This window comes from Litoribrevibacter euphylliae, from assembly GCF_042646085.1.
Lineage (GTDB): Bacteria > Pseudomonadota > Gammaproteobacteria > Pseudomonadales > Litoribrevibacteraceae > Litoribrevibacter > Litoribrevibacter euphylliae.
On record NZ_JBHRSZ010000006.1, the window covers coordinates 277739 to 295984 of the forward strand.

12 protein-coding genes are annotated in these 18246 nt (G+C 43.3%); 11 read left to right on the forward strand and 1 reads right to left on the reverse strand.

What is annotated here, in order from left to right; all coding sequences use genetic code 11:
• Positions 1 to 10: 10 nt before the first annotated feature.
• The 7 genes from pilQ (at position 11) to hemE (ending at position 12863) form a co-directional block, all read left to right on the forward strand.
• On the forward strand, positions 11 to 2242 hold the full coding sequence (gene pilQ / locus ACFOEK_RS15260) for a type IV pilus secretin PilQ (protein WP_386722320.1): 2232 nt from the start codon (positions 11 to 13) through the stop codon (positions 2240 to 2242).
• Between the two features lie 23 nt (positions 2243 to 2265).
• On the forward strand, positions 2266 to 2769 hold the full coding sequence (aroK, locus tag ACFOEK_RS15265; protein WP_386722358.1) for a shikimate kinase AroK: 504 nt from the start codon (positions 2266 to 2268) through the stop codon (positions 2767 to 2769).
• 30 nt (positions 2770 to 2799) lie between these two features.
• Positions 2800 to 3873 carry a 3-dehydroquinate synthase gene (aroB, locus tag ACFOEK_RS15270; RefSeq protein WP_386722321.1) on the forward strand — a complete coding sequence of 358 codons (1074 nt, stop codon included), beginning with the start codon at positions 2800 to 2802 and terminating at the stop codon, positions 3871 to 3873.
• A 55-nt stretch (positions 3874 to 3928) separates the two neighbouring features.
• Positions 3929 to 5479, forward strand: a complete 1551-nt coding sequence (locus ACFOEK_RS15275; protein WP_386722322.1) for an AAA family ATPase — start codon at positions 3929 to 3931, stop codon at positions 5477 to 5479.
• Positions 5480 to 5734: 255 nt separating this feature from the next.
• A complete protein-coding gene (gltB, locus tag ACFOEK_RS15280) occupies positions 5735 to 10186 on the forward strand; it encodes a glutamate synthase large subunit (protein ID WP_386722323.1) in 4452 nt (1483 codons plus the stop codon).
• A gap of 61 nt (positions 10187 to 10247) precedes the next feature.
• Positions 10248 to 11660 carry a glutamate synthase subunit beta gene (locus tag ACFOEK_RS15285; protein ID WP_386722324.1) on the forward strand — a complete coding sequence of 471 codons (1413 nt, stop codon included), beginning with the start codon at positions 10248 to 10250 and terminating at the stop codon, positions 11658 to 11660.
• Positions 11661 to 11780: 120 nt separating this feature from the next.
• On the forward strand, positions 11781 to 12863 hold the full coding sequence (hemE, locus tag ACFOEK_RS15290; RefSeq protein ID WP_386722325.1) for a uroporphyrinogen decarboxylase: 1083 nt from the start codon (positions 11781 to 11783) through the stop codon (positions 12861 to 12863).
• Between the two features lie 67 nt (positions 12864 to 12930).
• Here hemE and crp read toward each other — a convergent pair whose 3' ends face one another.
• Entirely contained in the window at positions 12931 to 13569 is a 639-nt protein-coding gene (gene crp / locus ACFOEK_RS15295) for a cAMP-activated global transcriptional regulator CRP (protein WP_386722326.1), read from the reverse strand.
• Positions 13570 to 13890: 321 nt separating this feature from the next.
• Here crp and ACFOEK_RS15300 point away from each other — a divergent pair, with 321 nt between their 5' ends.
• The 4 genes from ACFOEK_RS15300 (at position 13891) to ACFOEK_RS15315 (ending at position 18241) form a co-directional block, all read left to right on the forward strand.
• Positions 13891 to 14310: an OsmC family protein gene (locus ACFOEK_RS15300; RefSeq protein ID WP_386722359.1), complete on the forward strand. Its 420-nt coding sequence runs from the start codon at positions 13891 to 13893 to the stop codon at positions 14308 to 14310.
• Between the two features lies 1 nt (position 14311).
• Positions 14312 to 14722 (forward strand): VOC family protein, encoded by a 411-nt coding sequence (locus ACFOEK_RS15305; protein ID WP_386722327.1) that lies wholly within the window; start codon positions 14312 to 14314, stop codon positions 14720 to 14722.
• 176 nt (positions 14723 to 14898) lie between these two features.
• Positions 14899 to 17097, forward strand: coding sequence for a response regulator (locus tag ACFOEK_RS15310; protein ID WP_386722328.1), 2199 nt, complete (start codon positions 14899 to 14901; stop codon positions 17095 to 17097).
• A complete protein-coding gene (locus ACFOEK_RS15315; protein ID WP_386722329.1) occupies positions 17090 to 18241 on the forward strand; it encodes a sensor histidine kinase in 1152 nt (383 codons plus the stop codon). The genes ACFOEK_RS15310 and ACFOEK_RS15315 overlap by 8 nt, the downstream gene beginning before the upstream one ends.
• The last annotated feature ends 5 nt before the right edge of the window (positions 18242 to 18246 follow it).

The window sequence follows — 18246 nt, forward strand, 5'->3', positions numbered from 1 at the left end:
GGTGATGGCTATGAAATTTTATGGTGGGTTCGGTTCAATGAATATGAAGAATAAGTCTGAAGGTGTGGGCTCGTTCATTAAATGGATGTTGTTGACGTGTTTTTCGTTGGGAGTATCTGCATTTGCTAATGCGGTGAGTCTCAACAAACTGGATGTATCTTCATTAGCAAATGAAGGTGTAGAGGTTCGGCTTAGCTTTGATGGAGCGCCTCCTCAACCTAAGGGATATACAATTGAAAAGCCTGCGCGTATCTCACTTGATCTCATGGGTGTTCAGAGTGGTTTAAAGGAAAAGTATCATAAGCTTGGCTTTGGGAATGCAAGAAGCCTAACAGTAATTGAAGCGAAAGATCGAACTCGGGTTATTGTTAATCTAACAGAGCTGGTTGAGTATAAAGCAACCGTATCGGGTAATAGTTTGATTCTTGCTTTAGGCGGTGGGGATAAACGAGATACTGTTCAGGATTCTTTATCAAAAGGAGAGCGTCAACATCAGTTTGATGATCTTAAGAAGGTTATTCAGGATATTGATTTCAGACGTGGTGAATCTGGTGAAGGGCGGGTGTTGATTACTGTCTCAGATCCGTCATTAGCGGTGGATATGGAGTCATTGGGTAGTAAAATATTTGTTACTTTTCCTGATGGTGATGTGCCACCTGAGTTAATGCGTCGTTTGGATGTTACTGACTTTGCAACCCCCGTAACCTTTGTTGATATGCTAAAAGAAGATGGTGTGCCAAAGCTGACCATCGAGACGGCTCAGACACATGAGTATCTTGCCTATCAAACGGATAACCTGCTTACTATCAATATTAAGCCAATAACTGAAGAGGAGGCTGAAGAACGTCGTAAGCAGAAGTTTCCTTATAGTGGTGAGAAACTTTCATTGAACTTTCAGGATATCGAAGTTCGATCTGTATTGCAGTTGATTGCCGATTTTACCAGTCTTAATCTTGTGGCAAGTGACACAGTTGCAGGACGAATTACGTTAAGACTTCAAAATGTACCTTGGGACCAAGCTCTGGATTTAGTGTTGAAAACTAAAGGCCTAGACAAGCGTAAGATTGGTAATGTGCTTCTAGTTGCGCCAGCTGATGAAATTGCAGCACGTGAAAAGCTTGAGTTAGAAGCGCAAAAGCAAGTTGCTGAGCTGGCGCCTTTGGAAACTGACTTTTTACAAATTAGGTATGCTAAAGCTGCAGATGTAGTTAATTTATTGAAAGCCGACCAGGGTTTGCTTACAGAGCGTGGTAGTGCAAGTGTTGATGAACGTACCAACACGATTATCGTTCGGGATACAGCTAAAAAACTTGATGAAATTCGTGATGCAATGAAGGTTTTAGATATTCCTGTTCGTCAGGTGCTTATTGAAGCTCGAATTGTAATTGCAACGAAAAACCTAGGGAAAGAGTTGGGGGTTCGCTGGGGTGGTGCTGCCTGGGATCAAGACTCTGACACGTTCAAAGGCATTTCGGGAAATCTAACAGGATTGAATTCAGCTAAAGAAATATATAACAGTACAAATAAAACAGATTTTGAAAATCAGCAAAGTATTTTGGAGGCTCAAAATCAGTTTTTACAGGATTTGGCTGCGGGTACAGCGACGGTTCCTGATTTTGTTGAGTTGAAAGGCTATGAAGATGGTGAAATTGATGATGGTATGGTGGTAGATCTTGCCGCAACTAATTCTAATGCAACTACTTTTGCTCTTGGTATAGCAGCCTTTGATTATGTGATTGATCTGGAGTTATCTGCATTGGAAACAGAGGGTAAAGGTGAAATTATTTCACAGCCGAAGATTATCACAGCAGATGGTCAAACAGCACGAATTGAGTCGGGTACAGAAATTCCATATCAGGAAGCTTCGTCTAGTGGTGCAACAACGACATCTTTTAAAGATGCAGTTTTATCTTTGGAAGTAACACCTCAAATTACGCCTGATGATCGTATTATCATGGACTTGGAGATTAACCAGGATTCAGTAGGTGAAATTTTCAATGGTATACCAAGTATTGATACACAAGCCCTTAAAACACAAGTGATTGTAGAAAATGGTGAAACCATTGTGCTTGGTGGTATATTCCGAGGTGAGGATGTAGAGCAAGTTGAGAAAACTCCATTCTTGGGTGACTTGCCATATATTGGTGCTTTGTTTAGAAGGACAACTCAAACTGAAGACAAAGCTGAGTTGTTGATGTTTATTACGCCTAAATTAGTGAAGGATACCTTGTCTGTTCGTTAATAAGGGCTCTCAAGGGGTTAGTTATTAATATCTTTTTAGTTGGGCCGATGGGAGCAGGAAAAAGCACCATCGGCAGACTCTTATCTACAGAGTTAGATCTTCCTTTTTTTGATTCTGATAAAGTTATTGAAGAGCGAGCTGGTGCTAATATTCCTTGGATTTTTGATGTCGAGGGAGAGGCGGGCTTTCGTGATCGTGAAACTGCTGTAATTGCAGACTTAACTTGTCAGAATAATATTATCCTTGCTACAGGCGGAGGTGCTGTACTTAAGTCTGAAAACCGTAGTTATCTTAAAGAAAGAGGATCTGTGATTTATCTAAAGACTTCTGTCGAATTGCAGATCGAAAGAACTCGTAAGGATAAAAATCGTCCACTTCTTCAAACAGAAGATCCAACCCAGGTTTTGCAAAAGCTAATGGATATTCGAGATCCTTTGTATCAGGAAGTCTGTGATCATGTGGTAACCACGGATAAAAGAAACCCTAAGCTTGTAGTTTCTGAAATTTGTCGAGTGTTAAATATTTAGAATCAGTCGTACTTTCTAAGTGTCAGGTATATGAAAACTCTAAACGTAGATTTGGGTGAGAGATCTTATCCTATTTTTATTGGTGAAGGGCTGTTGGGGAATCCAGAGCTTATTACTCCTTATATTGCTGGTCAGCAAGTTATGGTTGTTACCAACGAAACGGTAGCACCTTTATACCTAGAGAAGTTGAAATCTTCTTTGATTGGTTTTCAGGTAGACGAAGTTATTCTTCCTGATGGTGAAAGATATAAGAATTCTGAAAGCATTGATCTCATTTACTCCGAGTTACTGAAGAAGCGCCATAACCGAAAAACCACATTAATTGCTTTAGGTGGTGGTGTTGTAGGTGACATGTGTGGCTTTGCTGCTGCAACCTATCAGCGAGGAGTTGATTTTATTCAGGTTCCGACAACTCTATTATCTCAGGTGGATTCGTCTGTTGGTGGGAAGACAGGGATTAATCATTCTTTAGGCAAGAATATGATAGGAGCTTTCCATCAGCCTAAAGTTGTTATAGCTGATACAGATACACTTAAAACTCTTCCAGAAAGAGAATTATCTGCAGGCATTGCTGAGGTAATAAAGTACGGTTTGATTCGTGATGAGGCATTCTTATCATGGATTGAGGATAATATGAGCGATATGCTGGCTTGCAATCCTGAAGTGTTAACTAAAGCGATACATGAATCCTGTCGTAATAAAGCAGAAATTGTTGCAGAAGATGAGCTTGAGTCTGGATGTCGTGCCTTATTGAACTTAGGGCATACTTTTGGACATGCGATTGAGGCTCACCAAGGGTATGGGAATTGGCTGCATGGTGAGGCTGTTGGTGCCGGTATGATAATGGCAGCTTACATGTCTAAAGAGTTAGGCTGGCTAGATGAAGTTGCTTTCCAGAGGGTTTCCGAAGTCGTAGAGAGTGCCAAGTTGCCTATTAAGTCCCCAGAATCGATGACCAAGGATGATTTCATATCTTATATGTCTCTGGATAAAAAGAACTTGGATCATAGAATTCGTTTAGTGTTGCTTAAGAGTGTTGGTGAAGCTTTTATTACGGCTGATTACCCTCAAGAGAGTTTTCTAAAGACACTCTCTGATTGTTAATAATTGAAAAGATTGTGTTAATCTAGCGAGAAACAGTTGAGCTAAGGACAGTGGTATGACTACAGCGACCCAGCCGGAAATGACGGGATTTAAAACTGAGCAAGTGGTGCCGCCTGCTAAGATAAATCGTTTTTTTTCTGGTGGTCAACGCAGTGATTTACTAGATCAGGTTCTTCATCTCACTCGCTTTGGTTCATTAACGATTAATGTTTGTGGTGATACGGGTACAGGAAAAACCCACTTGCTTCATGCGCTCAAGTCATCACTTCCTGGGAATGCGGTCGAGGTCCAGGCTTCGCTTTTGATGTCTGCTTCCGAACTGTTAAATCAGCTGTTGCACCAATTGATGGCTAATCGTTTTCATCACGATCTGCCTGATTTTCCAGCTACCAGTGATGAAGAGTCTCTGTTTTCACTGATTAGTTCTTATTTGCTTAGGCTGTCTGATTCAGGTAGTACAGTCGTTTTTCTTATTGATGATGCTCATGAAATCAGTGAAGAAGGATTAAGAGCACTGTTTCGAGTGGTTCAAGATAAAAAACATAGTGATTCTGTAAAGTGTGTTTTGTTTTCTGAGCCTTATATTGAAAAACATCTATCTAATCCTTCTGTCAAAGATGCTGGTGGGGAGCAAGTTTTTACTTTGAAAATGCCGACTGTTGATCAGGAGGTGTTATCTGAGTATCTACAGTTTTTAGAGGCTGTTAAGCCGGAATCAGAACGTATTATGTATTCTGGTTCTGATATCAATATGATTCATCAGTTGTCTGAGGGGAGATTGGGGCAGGTTAATGCTGCAATTAGGTCACTTCTTGAAAAAGAATCTCCGTCTGTTCGTAGGCAATCCTCGTTTATGCCTGTTTATCAATATGTAGTCATTGGTCTGGTGATCTTGGTGTTGGGAGGTGTCATCTTTTTCTATCAATCGGAAAAAGAAGCTGAGGAGACGTTTTCTATTGAAGGTGAGGTGCTAGCTCCCGAGGTTACAGAGATTCGATCGGATGATTCTGCACCTGATAGAGTAGGAGATGATTCTGTTGATAGTATTTCTACTGAAAGTGCTCCTACTGCTTCAAGCAGCTTATTGGAACAGTTGCGAAAGAAACAAGAAGAACTATTGGCGCAGCGTGAGATTGTGCCTGTTCAGAATGATCCAGTTAAAGAGGGTAGTGCGCAGAGTGTTCAACAAAGTGAGCCTGAAGTTTCTGCTACCACAACGGATATTGTAGAAAGTATTGAATCTGTCAGTTCTAATGATATTCAGAGTGAACAGAACGTCGTTTCCTCGCCTAAGATCTCAAATGCGGTGATGACAGAGGGGAATGGGTCAATGCAGTGGATCTCTGCTCAGCCTGGAAATCATTACACTATTCAAATATTAGGCGCGCATTCACAAAAAAATGTAGAAGGCTATGTTGATGGTTTCAAAGGGGATACCCAGAAACTTCACATTTATGAAGGTGTTTTGAGAGGCCAGCCTTGGTTTGTGTTAATTTATGGTAGCTATGAAAATCGTCAAGAAGCCAAGAAAGCTGGTGAGGAGCTCGGCTTGAAAGACCTTTGGGTTCGCGATTTTTCAGCAATTCAAAAGGAGATGATTCGCTAGTTTAATAAAGAAATTAGGAAATTTGAGCTGTATTTTCCAGTCTTACTCTTGTTTTATTCCTTCCTATTTAAGTCGCATATTTGAATAGACTCGTCGCATTTTTGTACAGATCTTACGTAAAAGTTTGTTACTGGCTCCTGTTTTGTGTAAAATTGTCGCCCCTTTGCCTGCGCTGAAGTATTTTGCAGGCATTTTGAACCTAAATATTATTATAAGGTTCTGTCAGAAATTGGATTAGCTAGGTGAGAGTGGCTTATGAGTAAAGGTCTTTATCATCCTGGGGATGTCAGAGATAACTGTGGATTTGGTTTAATCGCTCACATGAACGGTGAAGCTAGCCACCACTTGTTAGAGACGGCAATTGAAGCTCTAACATGTATGACCCACCGTGGTGGTATTGCGGCAGACGGGAAAACGGGTGACGGTTGTGGTCTCCTAATTAAAAAACCGGATGCCTTCCTCAGAGAAGTAGCAAATGAACAGTTTGGAAAAAGCTTAGCTGATCAATATGCTGTTGCTATGCTGTTCTTGGACTTGGATGAAACATTAGCAAGTCAGCAAAGAACAAACGTCGAGGATGCCGTTAAGGCACAAGGCCTGAATTTAGTTGGTTGGCGTGAAGTGCCAACTAATAATGATTGTCTTGGTCCTATGGCTATCGATGTGTTGCCTCGTTTCGAACAGTTGTTTATCGAAGCGCCTGAAGGTATGACGCAACAAGAGCTTATGGTTAAGCTATTCGTTGCTAAACGTCGTGCAGAACAGGCTAATCTAGGCCATGAGAACTTCTATATCTGTAGCATGTCATCAGAAGTTCTGTCTTATAAAGGCTTGATGATGCCTGTTGATTTACCAAGCTTCTATTTGGATCTTGGTGATGAGCGTGTAACGACTTCTATCTGTGTATTTCACCAGCGTTTCTCAACGAATACATTGCCTCGTTGGCCTTTGGCTCAGCCGTTCCGCTATTTGGCTCACAATGGTGAGATTAATACCGTGGAAGGTAACCGTAATTGGGCTAAAGCGCGTGGCAGTAAGTACGCGACTCCTCTTATTCCTGAGTTGAACGATCTTCAACCTGTTGTTAATACCACTGGTTCTGATTCTTCTAGCATGGATAACATGTTGGAATTGTTGTTGGCAGGCGGTATGGATTTGGCTCAAGCTCTGCGTCTAATCATTCCACCTGCATGGCAAAATGCAGAGACTATGGACCCTGATTTACGTGCCTTCTATGAGTACACTTCTATGCACTGTGAAGCATGGGATGGTCCTGCTGGCGTTGTAATGACTGATGGTCGTCATGCGGTATGTATGCTTGACCGTAATGGTCTGCGTCCAGCACGCTGGGTTACGACTAAGAATGGTTATATTACGTTGGCTTCTGAGATCGGTGTATATGATTATGCACCAGAAGATGTCGTAGCCAAAGGTCGTGTAGGCCCTGGCCAGATGTTGGTTATTGATACCGATTCTGGCAAAGTTCTGCATACAAAAGATGTTGACGAACGCTTGAAAAACTCAAATCCATATAAGCAGTGGATGAAAGAGAACGCGATTCGTATCGAATCTTCGATGAGTGAAGAGCTTCAGCAAGCAGAGAGCTTGGATCAAGAAGTCCTGAAAGCGAATATGAAAATGTATCAGGTGACGTTTGAAGAGCGTGATCAGGTACTTCGTCCTCTAGCTGAGGGTGGTCAGGAAGCTGTTGGTTCAATGGGGGATGATACCCCTATGGCAGTGCTTTCTCAGAAAATCCGCCCAGTGAGTGACTTCTTTCGTCAGAAATTTGCTCAGGTTACTAACCCACCAATCGATCCATTACGTGAAACTATCGTAATGTCACTAGAGACGTGTATTGGTGCAGAGAGAAATGTCTTTGAGTTCTCTCCTGAGCATGCGTCACGAATTGTTCTTTCTACGCCAGTTCTATCAAGCAGTAAGCTTAATAAGCTGAAGTCTATTGATGATAGTCGCTTTACTGCTGGGACTATCAAACTAGAGTACTCAGCGGATGAAGGTCTTGAAGCTGCAGTTCATCGTATCTGTAATGAAACTGTAGACTTGGTTAAATCTGGCGTGACCATAGTTATCCTTTCTGATCGTGAAATATCAGAAGGTAAGCTGCCAGTGAACTCCTTCATGGCAACGGGTGCCGTTAACCATCGTTTGATTAACGAAGGTTTACGTTGTGATTCCAATATCGTTGTAGAAACGGGTTGGGCGCGTGACTCTCATCACTGTGCTGTGTTAATTGGTTTTGGTGCAACGGCAATCCATCCTTACTTGGCGTACGAGACATTGTGTGATCTTGTGCGTTCTGGTGAGTTGGTGATGGATCCTATCGAAGCTCAGAAGAACTATCGCAAAGGCATCAATAAAGGCTTGTTGAAAATCCTATCTAAGATGGGGATTTCAACGATTGCTTCTTACCGTAGTGCTCAGTTATTTGAGTGCGTAGGTTTGAGTAAGTCTGTGGTTGATTTGTGCTTTACTGGCGTGGCAAGTCGTATTGAAGGTGCTGATTTCTCTGACTTACAGTCGGATCAGCAAGCGCTTGCTGATTTAGCTAATCGTAAACGTAAGCCTATTACGCAGGGTGGTTTCCTTAAGTTTGTTCATAACAGCGAATACCACACTTATAACCCTGATGTGGTTAAACTGCTTCAGGATGCTGTTCAAAATGGTGATCAGCGTGCTTACGATAAATATGCCGAGCTTGTTAACGAGCGTCCGATTGCGACACTTCGTGACATGTTTAAAGTAAAAACCGGTGTGAACCCTATCTCTATTGATGAGGTGGAGCCGTTAGAAAGTATTTACCCTCGATTTGACTCCGCTGCTATGTCTTTGGGTGCATTATCTCCTGAAGCACACGAAGCGTTAGCCGTAGCTATGAACCGCCTGGGCGGTCGTTCAAACTCTGGTGAAGGTGGCGAAGATCCTGTTCGTTTCGGTACAGAAAAGCGTTCTAAGATTAAGCAAATTGCTTCTGGTCGTTTTGGTGTTACACCTCATTATTTAGTGAATGCTGATGTTCTTCAGATTAAGGTTGCGCAGGGTGCGAAACCGGGTGAAGGTGGTCAGCTACCTGGTGGTAAAGTAAACGACCTAATTGCTCGTTTGCGTTATTCCGTGCCGGGCGTGACGTTGATATCACCTCCGCCACACCATGATATTTATTCGATTGAAGATTTGGCTCAGTTGATTTTCGATTTGAAACAAGTGAATCCAGATGCGCATGTATCTGTAAAACTCGTTTCTGAGCCAGGCGTAGGTACGATTGCTGCTGGTGTTGCAAAAGCGTATGCCGACTTGATTACCATCTCTGGTTATGACGGTGGTACAGCGGCTAGTCCTCTGACTTCTATTAAGCACGCAGGTTCTCCATGGGAGCTTGGGTTGAGTGAAGCGCATCAGGCTCTTCGTTTCAATGACCTTCGTGACAAAGTTCGTCTTCAAACTGATGGTGGTATGAAGACCGGCTTGGACGTAGTTAAGGCTGCGATTCTAGGTGCTGAAAGCTACGGCTTTGGTACTGCTCCGATGGTTGCTTTGGGATGTAAGATTCTTCGTATCTGTCACTTGAACAACTGTGCGACCGGTGTGGCAACACAGGACGATCTGCTTCGTGATAAGCATTTCATCGGTACCGTTGAAATGGTTATGAACTACTTCCGTTTCGTAGCGCAGGAAATTCGTCAGCTATTGGCGGATATGGGCGTGAAGTCGATGGAAGAGTTGGTTGGTCGTACTGATTTGCTGGAAGTTCTGGATGGTATTACAGAGCGTCAAGGTAAGTTGGATCTAACCCCAATAATTGATAATAGTTTTGTACCTGCTGACAAGCCTCAAACGTGTGCTGTTGAGCGAAATGCACCATACGATGAAGCAGCTAAGAATGCTCAAATCGTAGAGGATGTGTTGGCGGCTGTTGAAGCTAAATCAGGCGGTGAGTTTGACTACAAAGTAACTAACTGTGATCGTTCTGTCGGTGCTCGCTTGTCGGGTGAAATCGCTAAGCGTTACGGCAACCAAGGTATGGCTGATGCACCTGTAACCTTGAATTTGAAAGGAACTGCGGGTCAGAGCTTCGGCGTTTGGAACGCTGGCGGTTTGGTTATGCGTCTTGAAGGTGATGCAAACGATTATGTTGGTAAAGGCATGGCTGGCGGTAAGCTAGTAATTCGACCTCCTCAAGGTAGTCAGTTTGAAACCCAAGAAACGTCGATCATTGGTAACACCTGTTTGTATGGTGCTACTGGCGGTAAATTATTTGCAGCGGGTACTGCTGGTGAGCGTTTTGCAGTACGTAACTCTGGTGCCCATGCGGTTATCGAAGGCGCTGGTGATCACTGCTGTGAATACATGACAGGCGGTTTCGTAACTGTGCTTGGCAATGTCGGTGTGAACTTCGGTGCAGGTATGACAGGCGGCTTTGCTTACGTACTGGATTTAGACCGCACATTTGTTGATTGCTATAACCATGAGTTGATCGACATTCACCGTATTACTCAAGAGTCTATGGAAGAGTATCGTAGTCACTTGAGAGAGGTGGTTAAAGAGTATGTTGCTGAAACTGGTAGTGCATGGGGTCAGCAGATTCTAGATGATTTTGATGGCTTCGTTGGTAAGTTCTGGTTGGTAAAACCAAAAGCAGCAAGCCTGGGTAAATTGTTAGATAACATGAAGTCGCGTCCTGAATAAGGGCGCGAGTTATCTCGACAAGAACCCGTGAACGAAGCTTGAGAAAAGAGGTTGAACGGAAATGGCTGAACGCTTAAATAACAATTTCCAGTTTGTCGACGTAGGCCGTCAGGATCCTAGTAAGAAGCCTGCAGAAACTCGTAAGAAAGAGTTTAACGAAATTTACGAGCCTTTCACGTCTGAAGAAGTACGTGATCAAAGTCATCGTTGTCTGGCGTGTGGTAACCCGTACTGTGAGTGGAAGTGCCCGGTACATAACTTTATTCCTGATTGGTTGAAGTTGGTTTCTGAAGGTAACATTCTTGAAGCCGTGGAAATGAGCCACCAGACTAACTCGTTACCAGAAGTATGTGGTCGTGTATGCCCACAAGATCGTCTGTGTGAAGGCGCATGTACTCTGAATGATGGTTTTGGCGCAGTAACTATTGGTTCTGCTGAAAAGTACATCACAGATACTGCATTTGCGATGGGCTGGAAGCCAGACATGTCCAAAGTTGTTTGGACGGATAAGAAAGTTGCTGTTATCGGTGCTGGTCCTGCGGGGTTAGGTTGTGCTGATATCTTGGTTCGTAATGGTGTTAAGCCTGTCGTCTTTGATAAGTACCCAGAAATTGGTGGCCTACTTACGTTCGGTATTCCTGAATTTAAGTTGGAAAAAGACGTAATGAAACGCCGTCGTGAAGTGTTTACGGAGATGGGTGTTGAGTTCCGCTTGAGCACTGAAATCGGTAAAGACATCGCGTTTGACGAAATTCTAAAAGAATACGATGCCGTATTCCTTGGTATGGGCACATATAACTACATGAAGGGTGGTTTCCCTGGTGAAGACCTACCTGGTGTGTATGATGCTCTTCCGTTCTTGATTTCTAATGTAAACCGTAACCTTGGTTTTGAGAAAGATCCTTCTGAATTCATTGATATGAAAGGTAAGAAAGTGATCGTTCTTGGTGGTGGTGACACTGCGATGGACTGTAATCGTACTTCTATCCGTCAAGGTGCTGAAGCGGTTACTTGTGCGTATCGTCGTGATGAAGCCAACATGCCTGGTTCTGTTCGTGAAGTTGCGAATGCAAAAGAAGAAGGTGTTCAATTCCTATTTAACCGTCAACCTGTTGCCATCATTGGTGAAGAGAAGGTTGAAGGGGTTAAGGTTGTTGAAACACGCCTTGGTGAACCCGATGAGAATGGTCGTCGTCGCCCTGAAGTCATCGAAGGTTCAGAGCAAGTGCTTCCAGCGGATGCTGTATTGGTTGCTTTCGGTTTCCGTCCAAGTCCAGCGGACTGGTTCGAAGATCATGACGTTAAAACCAATGACTGGGGTGGCGTAATTGCTCCTGAAGCTCAAGGTTATCAAACGACTAACCCGAAAGTGTTCGCCGGTGGTGACATGGTTCGAGGTTCTGACTTGGTAGTAACTGCGATCTATGAAGGTCGTCAGGCAGCGGAAGGCATTCTGGATTATCTGGAAGTCTAATTAACGCTGACCAAAGTCAAAAAAAAGCCCGGTATGTTTCAACATGCTGGGCTTTTTTTTGTCTTTTTGGTTATCATTAGGCGCAATTTTTGATAACCCAAGAAATACTCTGGAGACAACATGACCGAAGTTAAAGCTGAGCTTAAAAACGATCGTTTTTTACGTGCTTTATTACGTGAGCCTGTGGATCGTACGCCGATCTGGATGATGCGTCAGGCGGGTCGTTATCTTCCTGAGTATCGTGCTTCACGTGCTAATGCGGGCAGCTTTATGGATCTGTGTATGAATGCAGATTTTGCTTGTGAAGTGACACTGCAGCCTTTAGATCGTTATTCTGGTTTGGACGCCGCTATCCTGTTTTCAGATATTCTGACCATTCCTGACGCTATGGGCTTAGGGCTATATTTTGAAACAGGCGAAGGCCCTAAGTTTAAGAAAGTCGTTGAAACGGAAGCAGATGTTAATGCCCTGCCGATTGTAAACATGGAAGCGGGTGACCTGTCTTATGTTACAAAAGCGGTTTCAACCATCCGTCGCGAGTTAAATGGTCGTGTGCCTTTGATTGGTTTCTCTGGAAGCCCATGGACATTGGCAACCTATATGGTTGAAGGCGGTTCTTCGAAAGACTTCCGAAAAGTTAAAGCCATGATGTATAACCAGCCAGAAGTGATGCATCAGTTATTGGATAAACTAGCTCAGTCAGTAACAGGGTATCTAAACGCACAGATTGATGCCGGGGCACAAGCGGTGCAGATTTTTGATACTTGGGGTGGTTCGCTAAGTGATCGTTGTTATCGTGAGTTTTCTCTGAAGTATATGGAGAAAATTGTAGCTGGTCTGAAACGTGAAAGTGAAGGTCGTAAGGTTCCTGTGATCTTATTCACCAAAGGTGGTGGTCAGTGGTTGGAATCAATGGCGGATACTGGTTGTGATGCGCTTGGTTTGGACTGGACGACGGATATCGGCAATGCTCGTGGTCGAGTTGGAAGCCGTGTTGCGTTACAAGGGAATATGGACCCATGTGTTCTTTATGCTGATCCTAAGATTATCCGTGAAGAAGTAAAAACAATTCTAGATAGTTATGGTCAAGGTACTGGCCATGTCTTCAACCTGGGTCATGGCATTCATCAGTGGGTAGACCCTGAACATGCAAAGGCTTTTATTGAAGCGGTAGAAGAACTAAGCCCTCAATATCACGGTTAATTACTAAGTTGTGATACTAAAAAAGCCAGCGAAATGCTGGCTTTTTAATAACTGAAGAAAAGAGAAGTTATCGTGTTCCGTAGACCACCATGGTTTTCCCTTTTACGGAAACAAGCCCTTGTTCTTCTAGAGTCTTGAGTACGCGTCCTACCATTTCACGTGAACAGCCGACAATTCGGCCGATTTCCTGACGTGTGATTTTAATTTGCATGCCGTCTGGGTGCGTCATGGCATCCGGTTCTTTGGTCAGCTCCAGAAGAGTTCGAGCAACACGACCAGTTACATCTAGGAAGGCTAAATCCCCAACCTTACGGGTCGTAGCTCTTAGACGATTGGCCATTTGTTTGCCAAGCATGTAAAGAATTTCTGGGGATGATTGAGTAAACTCGCGGAACTTGCTGTAACCGATTTCAGCGACTTCACATTCTGTTTTTGCTTTAATCCAAGCGGAACGCGTTTCTTCTTGATCGAATAGGCCCATTTCACCGAAAAAGTCACCGGCGTTTAAATAGGCCATGATCATTTCACGTCCATCGTCATCTTCAATGATGACGGCTACTGATCCTTTCACAATGTAGTAAAGAGAATCACATTCATCGCCAGCATAGATGATGGTGCTTTTACTTGGGTATTTTCTGCGATGGCATTGAGCTACAAAAGCGTCCAAATGCTTGTTGGTTTCTACTGGCTTAATAATGCTAGTCATAGGCTAAACCTGAGAGATCCCTTTGGTATTTGTGTGATTCTTTTTCACAAAGGCAATTATGTTAGAGCTATTGTGTTAATCCAATATTGGCCTTGTTTCGTGTGAACAGAGACTTACTAAGAATAGACTAGTCTACCAAATATTCCTCTAATTTCCTTTTGTTAGGCCGACTCTTGTCAGCTTCTTATGCAGTTAGTGTTCTACATATATGATATTAAAGAACTTTATAAATTATTTTCAGATGTTTTGCTAGGAATGTGATCCAGTTACAATGTTCACCTGAAAAATAAAGTGTCCACCTCCAAAAATAACGGTGAAGCAATGAAAGCACGTATTAAATGGGTTGAAAATGTAAGTTTCCTGGGCGAGTCAGGCACTGGTCATACAGTACTGATGGATGGGCCTGAAGATCATGGTGGTCGTAACATTGGTATGCGTCCAATGGAAACGTTATTGATTGGTATGGGCGGCTGCGCTTCCTTTGATGTGGTGAGTATTTTGAAAAAATCTCGCCAGCAAGTGACAGACTGTGTAGCAGAAATTGAAGCTGAGCGTGCCGATGAAGTACCTGCGGTTTTCACTAAGATCCATTTGCATTTCAAAGTCAGTGGTAACAACTTGAAAGAATCTCAGGTGAAGCGTGCAGTGGAATTATCGGCTGAGAAATATTGCTCTGCGTCGATTATGCTTGGTAAAGCAGGTGTTGAGATTACACACGGTTATGAAATGATCGAGGGCTGATATGGCTATCGAACGTCCAGCTAGACATGCCGGATTACGGCATGTCGCTTTGTTTGTGAATAACTTTGAAGAATGTCTGACTTTCTATACCGACTTGTTGGGAATGGAGGTCGAATGGCATCCTGATCCTGATAACATCTACCTGTGTTCAGGCAATGACAATCTTGCCTTGCATCGAGCGACGGAAGCCCCGACTCGTGCTGGCCAACGACTTGACCATATCGGTTTTATTTTAGATGACATGGATGATGTCGATCGCTGGTATGATTTTCTCACAGAGAATGGCGTTAAGGCACAGAGCAAGCCTCGTACGCATCGTGATGGTGCACGAAGCTTCTACTGTCTTGACCCTGACGGTGTCACCGTACAGATGATTTATCATCCACCTATTTCTAAAGGGGCTGCGCAATAACTGCGTAGCCTTCTTTCTTTAGTCCAATTAATTTTGTCTTTGGAATCCTTTTTATAGCGACTTTTGGTTGGGCTCAAGAAGCCCTGATAGTCTCTCTCGTAATGCTCTCGCAATTGTTACTCCTCACACTATACTGAAGTTATCTTCAACCTCTTGAAACAAGTGGCGTAGCAGGCATGGAGTTGCCAAAAACTGAACATATTGATGCCAAGCATGGGCTAAGAAAACAACTGCTCGTATTAACAGCGGTACTGGTTCTTGGTGTCTGGGCTATTGTGTCGCATTTACGAAGTTTGCAAGTCGATTTGGTCGAATCAACGACCATTCAAAGTGCCAGTCAGTACAGTCAGATGTTGACAGTCTTCCGAACTTTGTACACGTCAGAAGTTGTGCAGAAGCTGACTTCTGAAGGCATTCAGGTGACTCATGATTATCATCAACAACAAGGTGCTATTCCTTTACCCGCTACTCTGACCATACTCCTTGCGGATCGCATTGGGGATAAAGGCAAGGATCTATCGGCTAAGCTCTACAGTCCTTACCCGTTTCCTTCGCGGGAGAGCCGCAGTGGTTTGAAAGATGATTTTGCAAAAGAAGCCTGGGAATATTTTAACTCAGGAAGCCAGGACGCCTATGTCAAAGTTGAGGACTTTGGCGAGCAAGTCAATGTTCGCTATGCCGTCGCGGATCGAATGCGTGCCTCCTGTGTCAGTTGTCATAATTCTCATCCCCAAACTCCGAAAGATAATTGGCGTACAGGTGATGTGCGTGGTGTCCTTGAAGTGGTTATGCCGATTGATCAAGGCTTGGCTAAGGTGGATCAAATCTTTATCGAGGTTGGAAGCCTTTCAGTTCTCTTGTTGGTTCTCACCTTTGGATCCATTGCGCTAATAATCTTCCGTTTGCAAGAGCAAAAAAACCGCATTGAGACAATGAACGAACAGCTGGCCAGTGAAGTGACGGAGCGGAAAATCGCGGAAGAAGAAGCGACTGCTGCAAAAGAAGAAGCTGTGGCGGCTAATCAAGCGAAGTCTATCTTCTTAGCCAACATTACCCATGAAATTCGCACGCCAATGAACGCCATTTTGGGGTACGCGCAGATCCTGCAGCGCGATAGTGAGTTGACTCAGGATCAGCAGAATTCGGTGTCTATCATCAATAAGTCGGGTGGACACCTGTTGGGCTTGATCAATGATGTCTTGGAGATATCTCGAATAGAGGCAGGCGAGCATACCTTAAAAGAGGAATCGTTCGATCTGGTTGAACTGTTGAACGACTTAAGTGAGATGTTCCACCTCAAGGCCAAGCAAAAAGGGCTGCGTTGGCAAGTCGAGAACGACTTTCCTTCGCCTAAATTACCTGTCGTGGGAGACGCTGGTAAGCTGCGCCAGATACTTATCAATCTGGTAGGTAATGCGATTAAGTTTACTGACGATGGCTTTGTGCAGTTATCCGTTACTACGGTTCATGATAATGATTATCAGTTTGAAATCATGGATAGTGGCCCTGGAATCTCTAAAGAGCATCAGCAATCTATCTTGGAGCCGTTTACACAGGGTGCAAACGTACACGACAAGGGTGGTACAGGGCTGGGCTTGGCGATATCAGTAAAATACTTAAAGATGATGGGCAGTGATTTACTGCTGGAATCAGAGTTAGGAGAAGGAACCAGGATTCATTTTTGCCTCAATTTGGTGTTGTCAGGTGATGAAGACCTAGGAGTTGAAATTAACGACCGGGTTGTCGGGTTAAAAGCTGAATACAAAGTGACGGTATTGGTCATTGATGACATTGAAATCAATCGGCAACTACTTCATCGTATGTTAACGGATATTAGGGTTGAGGTGGTTTCGGCTGGAGGTGGTGCTGAAGCCTTATCGTTATTGGAAACCAATGATGTTGATCTTATTTTGACGGATTTATTTATGCCCGATATGGATGGATTGGCTTTGTTGAAAGAAATAAAACAGCAATCGAAATGGGAGGGCATTCCTTTGATTGCGATCAGCGCATCCAGCCTGCAGACAGAGCGGCAGCACTACTTGGATTTAGGCTTTAATGACTATATTTCCAAACCATTTTATTTTGAAAGTGTTTATCAATGCCTTCAAACGCATTTGCACGTTGAGTTTGATTACCAGAAAACCTCTTCTGGTCAGTCAATTTCGTCATCAAAAACTAAGATGGATGGTCAAATGAAACAAGACCTTCTTAAATACGCCGAGCTCTATCAAGTGTCGGAAATAGAAGGGGTGATTCAGTCGGCTACCAATGAACATCAGGATTGGGTACGAATCGTGCAGCAATTCATCGCTGATTATGACATGGAGGGGTTGATCCGCTATGTTCAGGAATTGGAGGTGAGCGATGAGTGAATACCAAAGCCAGATTTTGATTGTGGATGATAATCCTACCAATATTGATTTGTTGCGACGCTTCCTGGACGACGATAAATATAAGATTGCTGCCGTCACTCGAGGTGAAGTGGCGTTAAAGCTGGTTGAAAAGAGTCCACCTGATTTAATTCTACTTGATGTAATGATGCCTGGAATGGATGGGTATGAAGTGTGTCGGCAGCTCAAAGAAAATATGCAATTTGAGCACATTCCTGTCATTTTTGTGACCGCGAAAACTGCGGCTGAAGACATCAAATTCGGTTTTCAATTAGGTGCTGCTGATTACATCGGGAAGCCGGCTCAGCGTGAAGAAGTGCTGTCGCGTGTCGATAATCAATTGAAGTTATTTCATCAACAGATGATGGAACGTGAGCTGCGACAAAAATCGCTTAAGATGGCGGAACTTGGTGAAATGGTTGCTGGCATTGTACATGAGGTCAATAACCCACTGGGTAATTTAAAAACCGCCATTAGCTTTAGTCAACACAACGTGGATGAGATTCAACAGCAGTGGCAAGCTCAAACATTGACTCAAAATGAGTTTGCCCAGTTTATTGATCAACAAAAAGAAGCCTTAGAAAGCTGCCAAGTGAGCATCGATTTAGCATCCAGTTTAATCCAAAGTTTTAAACAGGTAGCGGTTGGTCAGTGCAGTAATCAGAAGAGTAAAATCAGTTTATATCACTTCTTGGAACAAGTGATTTTAAGTATGCGAGCGAAGCTCAAAAAGTACCCTCATGTCATAGAAAACAAGGTACCTTGGGAAATCGAGCTAGATTCTTACGATGGTGCTTTATCTCAGGTGGTGATTAACCTGATCAATAATTCTTTGTTGCACGGTTTTGAAGGCATTGATCAAGGCTGTATTGAGATTTCAGCGGAAACTTTTGATGATCACATTAAACTGATATATCGAGATGATGGTGTTGGTATCAGTGAATCGCTTTTGGTAAAGATATTTGCAGATTTTTATACCACCAAACAAAATCAAGGCGGTTCTGGTTTGGGAATGGGAATTATTAAGTCTTTAGTGGAGGTAGATTTGCAAGGGCAGCTTGAGTTTACCAGTCAACAAGGCCGAGGTGTTCAGGCTACTATTACATTACCTCTGACGCTGAAGTAACCGCA